Origin of the sequence: Halocola ammonii (assembly GCF_049334165.1) — a bacterium.
Taxonomy (GTDB): domain Bacteria; phylum Bacteroidota; class Bacteroidia; order Flavobacteriales_D; family Sanyastnellaceae; genus JBEGHD01.
Window position 1 is genome coordinate 147,959 of sequence record NZ_JBEGHD010000006.1, and the last position, 18,911, is coordinate 166,869.

Sequence of the window (18,911 nt, forward strand, 5' to 3'; positions counted from 1 at the left end):
AATTGTGAGCATCTAATTACTGACTCACGACCTTCACCGTTTGCTGCACTTTTTTGGCCAGTTTGCGAGCTTCTTCCAGCGTATCAGCTGTGATTGTTACATGGCCCATTTTGCGGAATGGTTTTGTCTCAGCTTTTCCATAGATGTGTACGTTGACTCCAGGCCAACTCATGATCTCTTCGATCCCCTGGTATTTCACCGGACCCTTGTGGTTGGGGTCGCCCAGGAGGTTGTACATCACAGCCGGACGAACAATCGAAGTGTCACCAAGTGGCAGCCCCAGAATAGAGCGCAAGTGCTGCATGTACTGCGAAGTGGCATTGGCTTCGATTGTGTGGTGGCCAGAGTTGTGGGGGCGTGGTGCGACTTCATTCACAAGGACATCGCCAGTTTTAGTCACAAACATTTCTACTGCCAAAATCCCAACGTAGTCGAAGGCATCAACGACCTGTTTTGCAAGATCAAAGGCTTTTCGCTCTACGCTGTCCGAAACATCTGCCGGAGAAAACAGGAATTCAACCAGGTTTGCCTCTGGGTTGAAATCGAGTTCTACTAGCGGAAAAGTTCTTGTTTCGCCTTTTGCATTGCGGGAGACGATGACAGAGATTTCTTTTTCGAAATCGACAAAATCTTCGAGTAGCGAAGGTTCGTCAAATCCCTTCTCCAAATCGGCTTCCGACCTGAGTACCTGGACGCCTCGTCCATCGTAGCCGCCAGTTCTAAGCTTCTGCACAACCGGATACTCGCTAATCTTCGAGGCAGCATCAGATCGGTTTTCAGCAAGTCTGAAGTCAGAAGTAGAAATTCCGTTTTCAGCGTAAAATTGCTTTTGCTTTCCCTTGTCTTTGATGGTGCTCAGAATTTTCGGGTCTGGAAATACCTGCACGCCTTCTGCCTTCAGTCTTTCTAGTCCTTCAACAGACACGTTTTCAATTTCGATGGTGACTACGTCCATCTCTTTTCCAAACTCAAAAACAGTGTTTGCATCGTTGAAGTCGCCAACCGTGAAACTATTCGCAAGCTCATTGCAGGGAGCGTTTTCGGAAGGGTCTACAATGTGCGTTTTCACATCGAGGTTGTTGGTTTCTCTCAAGAGCATTCGCCCGAGTTGTCCGCCTCCAAGAATTCCGAGTTTAAAAGACTTATCGTAGAAAGATTTCATGTGCTGCCTGATTTTTGGCAAAAATAATCATTAACACTGCCCGAGAACAGCCTGGGATTTGAAGCTTCACATTTTCTTGTGATCCGTGGGATTGAAAGCTTTGCTAACTTAGGCGGCTATTAACCAATGCACCTCAGATCCATGAAAACAAAACTCGTCTTCTCAATCCTCCTCTTGCAGACATTCACTGCATTTTCTCAGCTTATCGATATCGAATCTGTGGAATTCGACCCTGTTGGTCATCGGTGGTTTGTTTCGAATGGAAACTCCATAGCCACGATGCAGACAGGTGGCGAGGCTACTAACTGGGGGAATGTGCCAACTGCCAACTACGGTATGGAGATTTTCGACAATCATCTTTTTGCTATCCATAACAACTCTCTTGAAATCTATGATTTGGAACTCGGATCAATTATTTCTGATGAAGAACCGGCCGGTGCACAATTTCTCAACGGCATGGCCTCAAATGGTGAAGACATGCTTTGGATCAGCGACTTCGGCTCGGGAGAGATTTACGCTGTGGATGTCTCCAATCTGGAAAATCCTGAATGGCAGACACTTAACGTGCTGGGAAATTGGGGTAGTCCAAATGGCTTGTGGTATTCGCCCGATGAAGAATTGTTGTATGCCGTTGAGTGGGGAGCCAATGCTTCTGTATTTGTAATCGACCCTTTCGAAGAGACAGTAGTAGATGAGATTTCCACGGGTCTTGGAAATATTGATGGCATCGTGAGAGACGAGGAAGGAAACTTTTACCTGTCTTCGTGGAGTCCGCAACAGATAACCAGGTACACTTCGGATTTTTCAAGTTCCGATGTGATTGTGGTTCCCGGCTTGTCGAATCCAGCAGACATCGATTTGGCCTGGGAAATCGACACACTGGCCATTCCGAATTCCGGCTCAAACGAAGTGATTTTTGTGGGGATAACCCCACCTGTTAGTGTTTCGGAGATGAAAAGTGAAGGTCGGTTCGAGGTTTACCCAAACCCAATTACCAGTAAGTCTAGAGTTGAATTCTACAACCGCAGAAGTGGTCATCTCAAGATGGCTTTGATAAACAGTCGTGGCCAGGTTGAGAAAGTCCTTTGTGATGGCAACTATCAGCAGGGAGGGGTTACCGTGTACCTTGCGGCCCTCCACCTAAAGCCGGGTACTTACTTTCTGACAGTTCGTTCTGGCCATAGTGAGCTAAGAACCAAAAAAGTTGTTGTTGCCAGGTAGCTATTTAAAATGCAATTTTTTGATGTTTGCAGAAGTTCTAGTCTAACAGCGATTCGAATTCAATTATGAGAATTTTCACATTCATTTTAGTGTTCTTTTTTCTTGGTCAGGTTCATGGTCAATATGTTGATGATGAAGAGGACCAAAAGGACAAAGACAAGAAAGAGCAGAAAGGAAATGCTCAATCTGATCGCTGGCTTTTTGGTGGGAACCTCCAACTTCAGTTCGGAAACTTCACCATAATTGGAGCCTCTCCTCAGGTAGGCTATCGCATTACAGATAGGCTCATTGGAGGAGTTGGCGGGATCTATACTTACTACCGTGTCAAAGATCGGTTTGGGACTTTTGAGACTTCTATCTACGGTGGCAGTGCTTTTGGGCGCTATCTGATCACCGAAGACATTTTCGCAAATGTGGAATACAACTTCGTCAACCTTGAGGTTTTTGAATTGAACTCGGTACAAAGGCGCAATGTTAATGTGCTCTTTTTGGGTGGTGGTTATCGAATGCCGGTTGGCCAAAATTCTTCCATTTTCATCATGGCCCTCTTCGATGTAATTGGAGACCCGTATTCTCCCTACAGCAACCCAACTATTCGTGGCGGCTTCTTCTTTGGATTTTAGGAGTTCATTTTTCAAAAGCGGCAGTTCTGTTGCCTTTTGTTGATAAATCTATTGGCTCCTGCTATCGCGCTATTGGCTTTTAATTGTGGTCACTTCAGCGATTATCAAATCTTGAATTGTACTTTACGGTTCGATTAAATGTCCCGATGAGTCGATAAAACCCCTATTTTCATGGTTATATTTGTCTTCCTCTTCGATGGAGGATGACGAGAAAGTCTAATATTTCAAACCAATATAATTATGAAAAAATCTATCTACTTACTGACAGCTGCCTTGCTGATGGGGATGATGATGTCCTCTCAAATGGCGGTGAGTCAGGTCTTTATTACAGAACTTGCCGACCCGGGTGATAATGCCGGTTGTCGCTATGTCGAATTGTACAACGCAGGCTCCGAGGCTGTTGATCTTGGGTCTGGCTGGGCTTTGCAACGCTACACCAACGCTAATACCAGTCCGCAGACTCCAGTGGCTCTAACAGGATCGATCCCTGCTGGAGGGTTCTATATCATCGCTGCAGATGGCGCTAGCTTTTTGTCTTGCTATGGAATTGAAGCCAATCAGTCAATTGGCACTGGTGGTCCTGCAGACAGCAATGGGGATGACAACGTTCAGTTGCTCGACCCTTCAGAAACTGTTGTCGATATTTTTGGAGTTCCTGGAGAAGACGGCTCTGATACATGCCACGAATTCGAAAACGGGCGAGCTGAAAGAGTTGCTTCGGTAACCGCTGGAAATGGTGGTACCTGGAATGAAGCCAACTGGAATGTCTGGGGCGAAGGTACAACTGAAGGTTGCACAAATCATACAGCTTCTGCTGTGGCCACAACTGACGGGCTTTTTGATCCGGGATCCTGGATTGGAGCTGCACCCTCTACATCTACCGAAGTCGCTTTCGCAGAATTCGACTATTCAGTGTCAGAAGATGGAGGCACACTGGATGTTTGTGTTACGATTGTTAACGCTGATGCCAACAATGCAACTACCGTAGAAATTAATCTCGATGGATCCAGCTCTGCCGTGAATGGTGTTGATTTTCACGATGGATCAGATGCTGCCATTTCGTTTCCTGTTACTTTGACTTTCCCTGCAGGAGACTCTAACGATCAGTGTCTGTCCATTTCAATTGAAGATGACTCGGAGACAGAGACTGAGGAATCAATTGTGTTGAATTTGCAAAATGCAGCCGGTGGAGATAATGCCGGGCTTTCACTTCCAGCTCAAACAACTGTTAGCATCGAGGACAATGATCAGCTTGCAACTCCGGATGTGGTGATTTCAGAAATCATGTACAACTCTTCTGGAACAGACGATGAGTGGATTGAAATCTGCAACGTATCAGGTTCGACTCAGTCAGTAGGTGACTACACTGTAAACGTTGGTGGTGAGGTTGAATTTACGTTCGATCCGGGAACCGAAATCCTGGATGGAGAGTGCATCACAGTTTCACTTGGAAGTGACGGAGATGGAACTTACAACCCCGATTGCCCATTCACGCCTGACTACGGAATCGATGCGAATACCAATAACTCTAACAACCTGGTGAACTCGAGCAACACAATTTCGCTAGTGGCGCCAGATCAGATTTCAGTTGCCGATGAGGTGACTTACAATGACGCTGACGGTGCTGATGGTGGTGGTAGCTCGCTTCACGTAATCGATCCGGGGATGGATAACTCAACTACAGGTTCTAACTGGCAGGAAGTTGCCGATGGAGGAACTCCAGGAAACCTCGACCTAGTGAGTGCTTGCACTATTTCAGAAACGATTGTTCAGTTTAGTCAGGCGACTTACACGGAGTCTGAAGGAGCTGGAGAAGTGACTATTTGTGTGTTGCTCGAAAATGCTGACGCAGAAAACGCAACCACCGTAGATGTTGTGCTCGAAGGCACCAGCACAGCTACTAATGGTGATGACTACGATAACGGAGCCGGTTCTCCAATTTCTTTCCCGCAGTCGCTTACTTTCCCAGCGGGAGATAATACTCCACAGTGCGTAACGCTCTCTTTGATCGATGACATGGATACTGAAGACAACGAAACTGTTGTTCTCAGTCTTCAAAACCTCGCAGGTGGAAACGCTGCGTTCCTCGGAGACAACGCTCAAACAGAACTCACAATCGTTGACAATGACACAGAAGTTAATGCTGATATTGTAATTAACGAAATTCACTACAACCCTTGTGCAGACCTCGGAAGCGATAGCGATTTTGAATTCCTCGAGCTCTACAACAACGGAGATTCTGAAGTAGACCTCACCGGATGGACACTTTCAGAGGCTGTAGATTATACTTTCAGCGAAGCTACAATCGCTGCAGGTGAGTATATCATAGTAGCTGCAAATGCAGTATCGTATGAAGGTAATGGCTATCAGGTTTTCCAGTTTAGTGGCGGACTCACCAATTCTGGCGAGACGATTGTTTTATCGGACTTCACCGCTGCTGTTGTGGACGAAGTGGCCTATTCAGGTGGTGGCTCATGGCCTTCCAGTCCCGATGGAGATTGCCCTTCACTTGAGTTGATTGACACAAACAGTGACAATAACGATCCAGCGAACTGGCAGGCTAGCTTTGTGCCGAACGGAACCCCGGGAGCACAAAACTCGGAAGCTCCAGATGCTACAGCTTATACTATCGTTGAGCTTCAAAGTGAAGATCACACTGGCGAATTCGTGATTACTTCTGGTGTAGTTACTGGAGTGTACGAATCTCGATTCACTATTCAGGATGGAAATGGTGCGTTTACTGGAATTTGGGTGAATGGAACGGGTGTAGCTCAGGGTGACCTCGTTTCAGTTGAAGGTTCTGTCTCTGAAGATAACGACCTTACTCAGATAAATGCTTCAAGCGTTTCGGTGACTTCTTCAGGCAATGCTTTGCCAGATCCTGAAATACTCTCTACTGTAAACTCCAGCCAGGAGCAGTGGGAAGGTGTTCTACTCCAAACAACAGGTGCGGTTGCATCTGAGGATCTCGGTTTTGGCGAATGGTCAATTGACGATGGAAGTGGGGTTGTAGTAATTGATGACCTGGGTTACAATGCTCAGCCGGTCGTGGCAGGAGACGAGTACCAAATCACTTCCCCACTTTACTTCTCGTTTGGTCAATACAAGCTAACTCCAAGAGATGAAGCTGATGTGGCTAAGCTGGGATGTACGGATGAGAATGCAGAGAACTACGATCCGGAAGCGGATATCGATGACGACTCTTGTATCATCCAGGGAGATATTCTCGGATGTACTTACGAGCAGGCAACGAACTACAACCCTGAAGCGACAGACGATGACGGAAGTTGTGAATTCCCTTATGCAAATAGCTGTCCCACTGATATCGACAGTTCAGGTCTTATTTCAACTAACGACTTGCTCTTGTTGCTTGGGGATTTCGGAGCAATTTGCACCGACTAAGAGACATTATGAAATCAGCATCAGTTAGACTGATGAGTGAAGCCGATCCTGAAAAGGGTCGGCTTTTCTTTTTTGAGAAACACTGCCAGTTTTTGATCGATGGCTGACGTTCCCATTTTAAAGAAAAGAATGAAAGAGGTGCGGAATCGAAGATGACCACTTCACTGAAACAATTGAGTTCGAACGAACACGAACCAAATGTCATAATTAGGGAGAAATGCGAGGTATAAAAACGAAAAAGGTCGGACTCAAAACCGACCTTTTTCTTCTCTAAATGAGGAAACCAAATTTCCTCTCAAACGATTATTTTTAGTAGGAACGCTCGCTCAGCAAATTACCTTGTTCGTCCCAGATCTTCCAAACATCAATTTTATCACCTTCCTGGTAAACCATGTGATAGCGTTTGTTTCCTTGTTCGTCCCACACGATCCAAACTCCGTCTTTCGTTCCGTTGATGTATTCTGCCTGAGCAGTCTTAACACCTTCGGAACTCCACTGCATCCAAACGCCATCCTTTTTGCCGTCTGTGTAGGAGCCGGTTTCTTTCACCTGGCCATTTTCGTGGAAAAAGGTTACTTCGCCATCTAAAATTCCGTTTTCAATATTGTATGTGGCTTCAGTTTCACCAGAAGCGTAGTAGGTATTGTACACACCAGAAAACTCGTTTCCTTCTTGTGTATAGAATACTCCGTCTTTTTTAATTAGATCCTGAGCGTTACTAAATCCAGTAAACCCTATCGTCAGCGCTAAAATCCAAATGAGCTTTTTCATTTTTTCTCTGCTTTAATGTTCAATTAAGACAAAGGTAAGAAAAAGTTAACATAAGATCGTGTTAAATATTCGCCCGGAGAGGTCGATAAGATTTAAGTGACTGAAAGACAGCATGTAAAAAGTGATCCCAATGTTAATTCAATGTTAACAGGTTGGTTAACATAGGTCACGTGGACAAAGAATGCACGAGAGGATAATATAGAAATTGTGAGTGATTATCTTGAGGTGAGAGCCACTTTCTCCTGATTGGAAAGCTCACTTACCTGAAGCTTGAGATCTTCAAAAGAGATGTAAGAGAACTGCACCTGGCAATCGCTGCAAGAGAGATCTTCAAAAGTGAAGTTGCCATAGCGATCGGTGTAAGTTACAAGGTCTGTTCCCTGGATTTTCACCTGAACACCTGTGAGCTCATCACCGTTTGTTTTGTCAATTACTTTACCGTGGATGGTAGTGGTTTCTTCAGCAGAGTTTTCTCCGGAATTTCCTCCAGTGGCAAAAAGCGCATTGGCAACAAACAAAAAAGCAGCTGTAAAAATGGCGATTCTCATTCCTTTATTCTTTGAGTACAAAGAAAATCCTGCAGCTTGAAGTCAGTGTTTATGAGGGGTTATGAAACAATTAACGACATGTTAATGGAAAGTTATGCAAACAGCTCCAGAAGGGGGTAGTGTAAATATTATATTTCACTCGCATTAAGGATTGTTTAAGCGCAATGATAGCATAGCTGCAGTCGGTTTTATTCCGGATATCGATGTTACATTTGCGTCTTCTTAATAGATTATCTATGGATTTTGGAGTTTACGAAGTATTTCAACTTGCTGGTGCACTTGGGCTCTTTGTGATTGGGATGAAAATCATGAGTGAGAGTATTCAGAGAATCACCGGACCCTACTTGCGTCAAATGCTCAGTGGGATGAAATCCAACCGATTCTCTGCCATGTTCGCTGGTTTTGCGTCTACGGCCCTGGTACAGTCGTCATCGGCAATCACAGTGATGGTTGTGAGTTTTGTGAATGCGGGTATTCTCAAGCTCAAACAAGCAATCAGTGTAATCATGGGTGCCAATATAGGCACCACTATTACGATCTGGCTCATGGCCATTCTTGCGTTTGGCGATTTTTCCGTGCTGTCGTTTGCCATGCCAATCATTGCAATCGGTTTACCACTCTTGTTTTTCAAAAGAGATGGGTACAAATACACCGGTGAGATGCTCATGGGGTTTGCCGTGCTTTTCATCGGGCTGGAGTTTCTAAAGTTAAGTGTCCCTGTGATAGACTTGAGTAGTGCAGTGGGTATGTTCCTGGCCGATTTTGGAGAGTTGACCTTTCTCTCAACCGTAATGTTTGTGCTCATCGGAATGCTTTTGACCATCGTAGTGCAATCCTCCAGTGCGGCCATTGCACTGACAATTGTTTTGTTGTTCAAAGATTACCTAAGCCTCGAGATGGCCGCTGCCATGGTAGCAGGAGAAAATGTTGGTACCACGATTACTGCAAACATTGCGGCAGTTATCGGTAACGCCCACGCTAAGCGAGCAGCAAGAGCTCACCTCATTTTTAACTTATTCGGAATCGCCTGGATTATTCTCTTTTTCCCGCAATTTGTCAGCTTCATTTCGTGGGTTTTCGATGGTGTCCACAGCATTTTTGTGGGTGGAGATCAGGCAGCTGCGAACACGCTGAAACTTGCGTTTTTCCATACGGCATTCAATCTGTTTGCCACATTGATACTTCTTTGGTTTACCAAGCTAATCAGCAGAGTCGTAATCAGAATGATCCCATCAAAAGGGGACGATGAGATCTTTACTTTGGAGTACATCGGAGCAGGTGTAATGGGGACTCCTGAACTATCTCTACTGGAAGCTTACAAGGAAGCGGCCAAGTTTGGTAAGATCACGAGTCGCATGAGCGAGTTTGTCAGTCAGATTCTTGAGGAAACAGATGGTCGAACCAAAAAGAAACTGCTTAAAAAGATCAAGAAATACGAAGAAATCACCGACAGGGTGGAAGTTGAAATTGCCAATTACCTCGGTCAGGTTTCGCGAGGGGAAATGTCGCCCAGAACAAGTGTGAGAGTGCGTGGACTTTTGAGTATTGCCAACGACCTTGAGCGCATCGGAGATATCTATTATCAAATGAGCCTAACTCTGGAAAACAAGGACGAGAAGAAAGTTTATTTCTTACCTGAACAGCGTGAAAACCTGAAGAAGATGTTCGAACTCGTTGATGAAGCTTTCGTGATAATGGTAGAAAACCTAAAAACGGAAAGTGAAAAGGTCGATATTAAACCAGCTAAAGAGAAGGAAAGGGAAATCGATAATTTCAGAGATGAGCTTCGCAGCCAGCACCTCAGAGACATTGAGCAGAAGAAATACGGAATTAACAGCGGAATGATTTACATCGATCTGTTCTCTCAATTAGAAAAGGTGGGTGACCACATTATAAATGTTTCTGAGGGAATAATTGGAGAAGTCTAATTTGGCTTCACGTAGGTATTCGTGAAAACTTCGTTGCTGACATTAAGCGATCGATCAATTAACTTTACGCTCATTCGGCACGTGTCGTAGCCAGTTCCGGTAATATAATAAGCGTTGAGGTCGATGTGAATTTCACCTTCCAGAGTTGGGTTTTGGCCACTGGGCTCCACAACAGGCACGCGATAATAGAAGGGTGCTGCTAAATCATCGAAAATAACCCATTCACCATCTTGCTTCTCATAGTATTCACAGAGCAAGTTGTAGTAGTAGTCGCATTCTTCAGGGCAAAATGGTGGTAAAGTATCTCCTTCACTCAAACCGATGTCGCCATCTCCGTCAGTGAAGTTTATTTTGAGTTTTGCGCTGTTTGGCCCTTGAATGTCCAGACTCTTAAAAGTAATCTGTGGCTCGTCCGGAAAGTCTTCAGTAGACTCACAACCAACTGAAGCAAGCATTACGCTAATAGCAATGAATGGAATAATCAGATGTTTCACCTTTTGCATAAAACAAATTTAATCATAAAAATTCTGCGTTGAGATCATACCTTTGCCTTCTCTGGAAAGCCTATGGTCAAGTCAGTTTTCGATATCTCTAACAGTCAGGAATTCAACGAAGTTGCAAACCGAATATTTTCTCACCAGAAAAGCAACAACCCAGTTTATGCGGAGTTTAGTCAAAGACTGGAAGCGACCGGGAACTTTGGCGATTTGCCTTTTCCCTTTCTCCCGATTGAGTTCTTTAAATCGGCAGAAATAAAAAGCTTTACCGTGAAGCCCGAGGAGACCTTTACATCAAGCGGGACGAGTGGTGAAGGGACAAGCAGACACTTTGTAAAAAGTCTAAGTCACTACGAAAAATCTTTTAAAATCGGATTTCACCGATTCTACGGTACACCCTCCGACTACACAATTTTGGCACTTTTGCCATCTTACCTTGAAAGAGATGGCAGCAGTTTGATTTACATGGTTGATAAACTGATCGAGCAAAGCGAAAAGCCAGACAGTGGTTTTTATCTGAACAACCTGGATGCATTGGCTGAGAAGTTGAAGGCTTTGGATGCGGCAGGCGAAAGAGTATTGCTCATCGGGGTATCATTCGCTTTGCTAGATCTTATCGAAAAGCACCGTTTCAAACTAAATAACACCATCATAATGGAAACTGGTGGCATGAAAGGCAGAAGGAAGGAGGTCACCCGGGAGGAGCTCCATCGGCAGCTCACCATTGGTTTTGGAGTAGACAGCATTCACAGCGAATACGGAATGACGGAACTATTGAGCCAGGCCTATTCAAAGGGAAATGGAAGGTTTAAGTGTCCTCCGTGGATGAAGGTGTTGATCAGAGAAGTTAACGATCCTTTTAAGCAAGCGAGCACCGGAAAAACAGGAGGGATAAACGTAATCGACCTGGCCAACGAAGATTCTTGCGCTTTTATCGCTACTCAGGATCTGGGCCGACTTCACGAGGATGGTTCTTTTGAGGTGCTTGGTCGTTTCGATCAGGCTGATGTTCGTGGCTGCAATCTCATGGTGTCCTGAGCTGCGAAGCAATTCCATCTCGATGGTTGGAACAATTGTTGCTAAAATCCCAAATAAACGATCCAATTCATGAATAAATTCTGGTTTTTAGGAGCAACCCTTTTGGTTTTGCTTTCGTCTTGTTCTACGCGAGTTCCTTTCTCCTCGCAGTTATCCAACGAGTTGGATCTGCCGGAGGATAAACTCAAGCAAGTTCAGTTCTATGTTTCTCAGACAGTAGTGCTCGAAAGAAAGTCCGACAAAGTCAGGACTTACACTCAAAATGGCACTGTGGTCGTAAAAGACGATCAGAAAGCAGATCGGGTTGTAATCCAACAAGGAACACCCGGTACAGTGGTGAAGGAGGAAGAAGACAAACTCTTTGTAAGTTTTGAAGACGATCCAAATTGTTTTCTGGTCTTTGGAGCGGATGATCAGACAGGACGTTACATTCTGCTGGCAAAAAGCTGGAAAGACGACAAAGGCACTGTCAATTACGGAGGAGTAGATTATTTGACTTCACCTGGCAGCGGAAAAGCCTACTTGCTGATGAAGATTAAGAAGGAACAAAAAATGAATAGCTCTACCCGATATGTGAAGGGTAGAAAACTATAAAGACAGTGGTTAAAACTGAGGGGCCTCCTAAGCCCGAAAAAATTAACCTACTTTCATGATTTCCTAAATGAAAAAGAAGCGGAGACCAAATGTGGCCTCCGCTTTTTTATTTGGGTGCTTCAGGTCCGGCACTCAGGGAGTTGCAGCCCATTTAAGTGACAAGCTGTTGAGTAAAAATTATACTAAACAAATACTCATTGTGAACTCTATTTTTTTCAAAAAATAGAGGCTAAACCCTAACAAAAGAATATTTTAGTGGCTGATTAATAGATTGTTTATGTGTCCACTTAACAACTTCCCAAAGTTTAAGCTACTAGTAGTCATTTTGTTATTGTCGTTAGGTAGAAGCGAAAATGCGAATGCACAAGGTACAGGGCTTACCGGTTCTGTAGAGTTAAATCAGTCTGGTATGCTGATTTCTAATAGCTGTGATAGCCTCGGTCTACCTCAGAACATGATTAATAATTACAATGCAAACAATAATTGCTGGTTCAGCTATGCTGGTGGATCTCCCGATATGGGGCCAGACTCATTAAGCCCTGGCGGATGGGATACAAATGTAAATTTTGGTGGACAGTCTTCTGCCTTAGATATTGAATTGAACAACGAAGAAGGCGTTAATAGATGGATAATGTCACCTACGGTTTTGTTGCCCTCTCTGCCATCTCAACTGCTCTTAGATATGAGGATTTTTCGCGATGATCCACAAAACCCTACCATTCTGGGTATTGAGGGAGACTTGGGGGTGGATGATGAGGTCCATTTTTTAATCACAAATGATAACGGTCAGACTTTTACAAGTTTGTTGACATGGAATAGTGACAGTACATTTTATGAGGAGTGGAGTCATTACCTAATTCATTTGACTAATTATTCTGGGGAGCTAGTACAATTTGCGTTTTGGGCTACTGATGGGGATGCCGTGGAAGATACTGTCCAGAACAGAGTATTTTTCAAAGACTTTATTATCCGTGAAAGTCCAGAATGTCCTAATCCATCGGGTTTAAGTGTATCTGAAATTACTAACTCTACTGCTGAAATATCCTGGGAACAGAGTGACTCAGCAACCGTTCATATTTTGAATTTTGGGCTTGAGGGTTTCGACCCTGATGGCCAGGAAGGATCTACAATTTCAGCTGAAGTTGGAGCATTAACTCTTAATGATTTAATGCCTGCTACAAATTATCAAGTGTATGTTCGTGCAAATTGTGAAGATACCTTGCAAACTGATTGGGTCGGGCCGTTAAGCTTTGGGACTCATTGTGATAATGATTATGGCGAAGTTATTTGGTGTGAGGGATTTGAATCCGGTGTACCGGGAAGCCTGCAGGAAGTATTGGTGAATGGGAATTCGAGTCTAATCGATTACGAAGGTGTGGTTGATTTCAATGAATTTCCTTTTGACGGGTCAAGGAGTGCACTGTTCAAGAGAGGTTACACCTATGGTGATGATGATCCGGATACAACTTTATTAATTTCTCCTTCTTTCAATGGAAACAGTAGCAATGGACTTGAACTCTCTCTCAGCTTTGTTCAGCCAACAAGGCTCTATCTCGGGGATTACAATCAAACAATAATAGAAATTTCAAATGATGATGGACAGAATTGGGTATTGGTTGATAGCTTGAGTGGGCCCGAAGAATACTGGACATCCCTTAACTATTTTCTAAATGACTATATAGCTCCCACTGAATCAATGAAAGTTCGATTTGTAGCAATTGCAAGTAATGCCTATGGGCCACCTAAAACAGGTTTTGATAATATAATTGTTATGGGCACTGACTGCGAAGCTAGCAGCGAACTTTCACTGTCCACTCCGCTTTTTAGCTCGGTTGAACTAAACCTAATTTCTCCATTTAACTGGCAAAACTTCAATTTGAAATATGCCGAAGGTGATTTTGACCCTTACTCTGAGGAAGGGCAACTTATTTCTGAAATTGAAGGCTCTTATTATAATCTGAATGGATTGACTCCAAATTCGCAATATTCACTTTACTATAGTGTCAGTTGCAATGCTGGAGATGATCCAATTTGGTTAGGACCCTACAATTTTCAGACAGAATGTATGCCTTATCAAGTGCCATTTTTTGAGAATTTTCAAGACGGATTGCCTTCGTGCTGGGATGAAGGCCACAATGGTTCACTAGAAGAAGGCCCTATGGATCTTTTTCCTGCCTCCTGGGGACAATTCTTCTTGGAAGATACCCCTCTTGATACTCCAATGGTAAACCGTCCTCACTATGGTTTGCCTGAAGATGACTGGTTGATTTCGCCAATAATTGAATTGCCCGATGAAGCAACCGTCATCTCTTTTGATTTGGCAGTGACAAGTGACTCTGATAACGAACCAACTCAGATGGAGTCAGATGATACCCTGCAAGTAGTTCTTCTGGACATTGTTCAAGACCAGTGGACTGTTTTAGAAGTGTTTGATGATAGTTACACTTCACCTTCTGACGGTGAAACCATCACCCTCTATCCTTCGGGGTTTTCTGGTAATTCCGTAAGGATCGGATTTAGGTTAACCTCAGCAATTGGTGGAGATGACTACTTTATATCTGTTGATAATGTCTCAGTTGAAGAGTTTACTGGCTGCCTACCGGTAGAACAACTACAGATTTTAACACTAGAGGACTCAACTGCAACAGTTCAATGGAGCTCGATGGGAGATGAGAGTCAATGGATCCTTCAATATGGTGAGTCTGGTTTTAATCCGGAACTTAATGAAGGTGTTTTGATCGGACCAATAGATTCTACTAGTTATGAGTTGACCGACTTGACGCATGAAACGGAGTATGAAGTTTACATTAAGCCATTTTGCAATGATGGAGTGGCTAATTGGATAAACAGTCTAATCTTCGAAACTCTTGAAACATGTCCAGCACCTCAATTCATGACAATTGACAGATACTCGTTTCATGATGCGGAAGTTAGTTGGAGTCCAGGCGGGATCGAAAGCCAATGGGAGGTAGCCATTTATTCTTCGGATGCTGGTGATTCTATGGAACTAGTGTCCGATTCTACTCATGTTTTTAATGAACTTGAACCTTCAACGGAATATGAAGTGCGATTACGTGCCGTGTGTGAAGTAGAAGAAGATTTCTCGGATTGGACCGATTTGGAAGATTTTACCACTTACTGCTCTCCGATTACTCCGGAGTATTTGGAATTTTTCGAAGAGAATGATCTCGAGTGCTGGAGAAGGTTCCGCAGTGGCACAGCCAGTACAGGGCCCAGAGAGCTTGAAAACGAGAACTCTTCATGGGTCACCGGGAATGATGATGGAGCCAAAGTAGATCTCAGCTTTGGCAGTGACGAACCATCGTGGTTGGTTTCGAATTATTTGGATCTTTCAGGGCCTGATCAGCAATTAGCTTTCAACCTAAGAGTTTTTGAGAACGATTCAGGAAACCCAACTGCGCTTCCCCCTGGAGCTGAATTACTTTTAATGATAACAGATGATTATGGTGAAACTTGGGAGACATTGAATTCATGGGACTCCACCTATACCTCAAGTCAAGATGGTGAATTGTTTTTGGAGAATCTTTCTTACTACCAATACGATGATGTTCAGTTTGCATTTAGGGTTAATCATACACTTCAAGATCAGTCGGTTTCCATCAAGATCGATTATTTTTGGGTGAGATACGAGTTCTGGTGTGGAGAGCCGGAGTATTTGGAGACTTATGATGTTTCTTTCAATTCTTCGATGTTAGGATGGTATTCCAGCGATTTTTCAAATGAATGGGAAGTAGTTTACGGAGAACCTGGTTTTGATCCTGATTTGAATCAAGAACCACAGCAGGTGGAAGGGAATACTTCTATTCTTTTAACGGACTTAGAACCGAATACTACTTATGAGGCTTATGTAAAGTCTTATTGTGAACAGAACTTCGCGTACTCAGAGTGGTCATCGCCAGAATCCTTTCGCACCTTGTGTGAGCCTGTCATTCCAAATTATATAGAGACATTTGATGAGTTTCCATACGGTTGTTGGAGAGAAGGGGTTGATCAATTTGAAGGTGACCCTTATTCTGATTTCGAATTTTGGGAGCCTGCTGGTTTCGGAAATATAACTGAGGAAGGGGCTATTTCAATGGTCATGAGTGATGATATTGGATTAGAAGATTACCTGATATCCCCACCGATAGACTTGTCTGATGGCGAATATCAACTAGATTTTGATATGATTTTCTCATCCTACGGACAGTCAGATGAGCCTGTGTCATTAATTGGAGATCAAATTGTGAGGTTGAAGATTTTGAGTGATGATTCACCGAATTGGCAAACCCTTGAAACATGGGACTCAGGATCGAATTTATCAATTTACGGAGAAATGGTAGTCGTCAATCTTGCCGAATACTCAGATCAAGTTATTGTATTGGCTCTTGATGCGCGAGATGGACCTGAATATGAGGGGTTGTCTATTCGAGAAGTTCATATAGACAACTTTCGAGTTCGTTCTGTACCATCTTGTCCTGAGCCAACTTCCTTCAACCTCGAAGAACTCTCCCCGAGTTCTGTGGAGCTTTCATGGGGAAATTCCAATCAGTCAGTTTGGCAAATTAGATTTGATGAAGAAGGTTTTGACCCCACCATAGGGGATGGTGAACTGGTAACTGCGTTTGATGGAAATAGCATTGTCATTGAGGGACTTCAGGATGAGATGACATTCGATTTTTATATTAGAAGTCAATGTGATACAGAAGATGGTTTGTCAGAGTGGATAGGCCCAATTACCTATACCACGCCCTGTAATCCCGGACCCATTGATGCTCTTCCATGGTTTGAGTCATTTGAGGTATTTAATGATTCAGAGTCTTTACCTTGTGGTTGGACCAGAGAAAATCCGGAATTTAGCAGTCCTAGATGGGAAGTTGATATGTTCACTTATTTCACACCGCCCAATAGCTTGAAACTGTCAAATGTTTCAACAGAAGCGGAGGATGGCGACTGGGCGTTTACACCTTCATTTTACCTTCAAGATGGCGTAGTGTATGCGCTTGATTTCGAAAGCCATGTTGCCTCACAGTTTCAAAACCTTTCCGTTTATATTGGCACATCCGCGGATATGGATGGAATGGAAGATGAGATTGTACAGATAAATGGATCTCCTGGAACAGATTGGGAGCACAACTCTATCTTATTTCAAGTAGCAGAATCTGGGGAATACAATTTTGGGTTTCTGGGCTTTGACCAGGATGGAGGGAGTATGTATCGGATTGATGACGTAGTTCTAAGAACGTGTGATCAAGACGCTTCTTTTTTTTATCCAGAAACAGTGCTATGTACAATTGATGAACCTATGTCCCCTGTAATATCTGGAGATGAAGGAGGCATGTTTCAGGCAGAAGAGGGGTTAGCCATAGATTCAATTACCGGTCTCGTTACTCCAGGAAGTAGTTTGCCCGGTCAGTATGTCGTTAGTTACACAATTCTAGACCCTCTGGCTTGCAACTCTACAGCAGTTGACGATTATGAAATATTTATAGTAGAATGTGTTGGAGTAGAAGAAAACCAGTTGCCAACCAGTGCTTCAGTTTATCCAAACCCAGCAAAGAATCTAATTAATATTCAATTCCCCGAAGGGAATTACAGCAATTCCATTGTAGTTGAACTCATAGATTCAAAAGGGGCAATCATTCTGAAGAAAAACACTCAACAAATGGAGCAAGTCAAATTGGATATTTCTGGAATAGAACCTGGTCTTTATCTTATTCGGATTATTACCTCGGAGAGCCTGATAGTCAGGAGGGTGGTTATTGAGTAAAGATATTTAGTGAACAGTCTCTAGTAATTGAACCAATAGTTATTTTACACTCAAAATAAAATACTTTTTCTTTCCTCTCTGCAAAAGAATGTAGCGACCGTTCACCAGATCTTTCGGAGTGATGACCTTATCCTCATCGACCTTCGACTTGTTGACACTTATCGAGTTTTCTTTGAGTGCTCTCCTGGCTTCTCCATTGGATTTTAAAAAACCGCTTTCGCTTGCCAGTGCGTCAATTATTCCCAATCCAGACTCGAGGGATTCTTTAGAAATATCTGCCTGATCTACACCTTCAAAAATGCTGAGAAAGTCGTCTTCTCCGATTTTGCGAAGGTCTTCTTCTGTCGACTTTCCAAAAAGGATTTGAGAAGCTGCCAGAGCTGTCTCGTAGTCTTCTTCAGAATGAACCATGACGGTGACGTCTTTGGCTAGCTCTTTTTGAAGAATTCTTCTACCCGGATCTTCGGAATGCTCTTTTTCCAACTGCTCAATCTCATCTTTTGATTTAAAAGTGAAAATGCGCATAAACTTCCCGGCATCCTCATCAGACGTGTTTAGCCAGTACTGGTAGAACTTGTAAGGCGATGTCTTGGTTTTGTCCAGCCAGATGTTGCCACCTTCAGATTTTCCAAATTTGCTACCGTCAGATTTCTTCAGCAATGGTGCAGTGAGGGCAAAAGCTTCTCCCGAACCCTTTCTTCTGATCAGTTCGGTGCCGGTAGTGATGTTTCCCCATTGGTCGGAGCCGCCCATCTGCAGAGCGACATTTTTGTTTTTCCAAAGCCAGTAGAAGTCGTAGCCCTGAATTAGCTGGTAGCTGAACTCTGTGAAAGAGAGGCCGGTTTCCAGACGAGTTTGAACGGAATCTTTAGCCATCATGTAGTTGATCGAGATGTGTTTCCCGACATCGCGAATGAATTCTAGAAACCCAATTTCTCCAAACCAATCGAAGTTGTTTACGACTTCTGCTGAATTTTCAATTGAATCGCTGAAATCGAGGAACCGCTCAAGTTGCTTTTTTTGCGAAGCAAGGTTGTGTTGAATCACTTCCTTGTCGAGCATGGTTCGCTCAGCTGTTTTTCCTGAAGGATCACCTACAAGTCCAGTTGCTCCACCCACAAGAGCGATAGGCTTGTGGCCAAACCGCTGCAGGTGTGTCAGAAGCATCACAGGCACGAGATTTCCAATGTGAAGCGAGTCAGCTGTTGGGTCGAATCCAACGTAGCCAGTCGTCATTTCTTTTATAAGTTGCTCTTCAGTTCCAGGCATGATGTCTTGCACCAAGCCTCTCCAGCGAAGTTCTTCGACTAAGTTTTTCATTCTTTCCGATCAATTTTGAAGGCAAAGATATTCATTT

At 43.6% G+C, this 18,911-nt stretch carries 12 protein-coding genes; 7 read left to right on the forward strand and 5 right to left on the reverse strand.

The window, feature by feature from the left end:
* Positions 1 to 16 precede the first annotated feature (16 nt).
* Positions 17 to 1,162, reverse strand: coding sequence for a 5-(carboxyamino)imidazole ribonucleotide synthase (locus ABHV44_RS07960; RefSeq protein ID WP_459074143.1), 1,146 nt, complete (start codon positions 1,160 to 1,162; stop codon positions 17 to 19).
* A gap of 141 nt (positions 1,163 to 1,303) precedes the next feature.
* Here ABHV44_RS07960 and ABHV44_RS07965 point away from each other — a divergent pair, with 141 nt between their 5' ends.
* The 3 genes from ABHV44_RS07965 (at position 1,304) to ABHV44_RS07975 (ending at position 6,408) form a co-directional block, all read left to right on the forward strand.
* Positions 1,304 to 2,383, forward strand: a complete 1,080-nt coding sequence (locus tag ABHV44_RS07965; protein WP_459074144.1) for a T9SS type A sorting domain-containing protein — start codon at positions 1,304 to 1,306, stop codon at positions 2,381 to 2,383.
* Between the two features lie 65 nt (positions 2,384 to 2,448).
* Positions 2,449 to 3,006, forward strand: coding sequence for a hypothetical protein (locus ABHV44_RS07970; protein WP_459074145.1), 558 nt, complete (start codon positions 2,449 to 2,451; stop codon positions 3,004 to 3,006).
* Positions 3,007 to 3,246: 240 nt separating this feature from the next.
* Complete coding sequence (locus ABHV44_RS07975) at positions 3,247 to 6,408, forward strand: lamin tail domain-containing protein (protein WP_459074146.1); 3,162 nt, start codon at positions 3,247 to 3,249, stop codon at positions 6,406 to 6,408.
* A gap of 309 nt (positions 6,409 to 6,717) precedes the next feature.
* Here ABHV44_RS07975 and ABHV44_RS07980 read toward each other — a convergent pair whose 3' ends face one another.
* On the reverse strand, positions 6,718 to 7,179 hold the full coding sequence (locus tag ABHV44_RS07980; RefSeq protein WP_459074147.1) for a toxin-antitoxin system YwqK family antitoxin: 462 nt from the start codon (positions 7,177 to 7,179) through the stop codon (positions 6,718 to 6,720).
* 215 nt (positions 7,180 to 7,394) lie between these two features.
* On the reverse strand, positions 7,395 to 7,727 hold the full coding sequence (locus tag ABHV44_RS07985; protein ID WP_459074148.1) for a carboxypeptidase-like regulatory domain-containing protein: 333 nt from the start codon (positions 7,725 to 7,727) through the stop codon (positions 7,395 to 7,397).
* Positions 7,728 to 7,963: 236 nt separating this feature from the next.
* On the opposite strand from ABHV44_RS07985, the gene ABHV44_RS07990 reads away from it, so the two are divergent.
* A complete protein-coding gene (locus ABHV44_RS07990) occupies positions 7,964 to 9,655 on the forward strand; it encodes a Na/Pi cotransporter family protein (protein WP_459074149.1) in 1,692 nt (563 codons plus the stop codon).
* On the opposite strand, the gene ABHV44_RS07995 is transcribed toward ABHV44_RS07990, so the two are convergent.
* Positions 9,652 to 10,158, reverse strand: coding sequence for a hypothetical protein (locus ABHV44_RS07995; protein WP_459074150.1), 507 nt, complete (start codon positions 10,156 to 10,158; stop codon positions 9,652 to 9,654). The genes ABHV44_RS07990 and ABHV44_RS07995 overlap by 4 nt on opposite strands.
* A 63-nt stretch (positions 10,159 to 10,221) precedes the next feature.
* On the opposite strand from ABHV44_RS07995, the gene ABHV44_RS08000 reads away from it, so the two are divergent.
* The 3 genes from ABHV44_RS08000 to ABHV44_RS08010 all read left to right on the forward strand — a co-directional run bounded on the left by ABHV44_RS08000 (position 10,222) and on the right by ABHV44_RS08010 (position 17,554).
* Positions 10,222 to 11,190: a LuxE/PaaK family acyltransferase gene (locus ABHV44_RS08000; protein ID WP_459074151.1), complete on the forward strand. Its 969-nt coding sequence runs from the start codon at positions 10,222 to 10,224 to the stop codon at positions 11,188 to 11,190.
* Between the two features lie 69 nt (positions 11,191 to 11,259).
* On the forward strand, positions 11,260 to 11,784 hold the full coding sequence (locus ABHV44_RS08005) for a hypothetical protein (RefSeq protein WP_459074152.1): 525 nt from the start codon (positions 11,260 to 11,262) through the stop codon (positions 11,782 to 11,784).
* Between the two features lie 277 nt (positions 11,785 to 12,061).
* Entirely contained in the window at positions 12,062 to 17,554 is a 5,493-nt protein-coding gene (locus ABHV44_RS08010; protein WP_459074153.1) for a fibronectin type III domain-containing protein, read from the forward strand.
* Between the two features lie 39 nt (positions 17,555 to 17,593).
* Here ABHV44_RS08010 and tyrS read toward each other — a convergent pair whose 3' ends face one another.
* Positions 17,594 to 18,874: a tyrosine--tRNA ligase gene (gene tyrS, locus ABHV44_RS08015; RefSeq protein WP_459074154.1), complete on the reverse strand. Its 1,281-nt coding sequence runs from the start codon at positions 18,872 to 18,874 to the stop codon at positions 17,594 to 17,596.
* Positions 18,875 to 18,911: the final 37 nt, after the last annotated feature.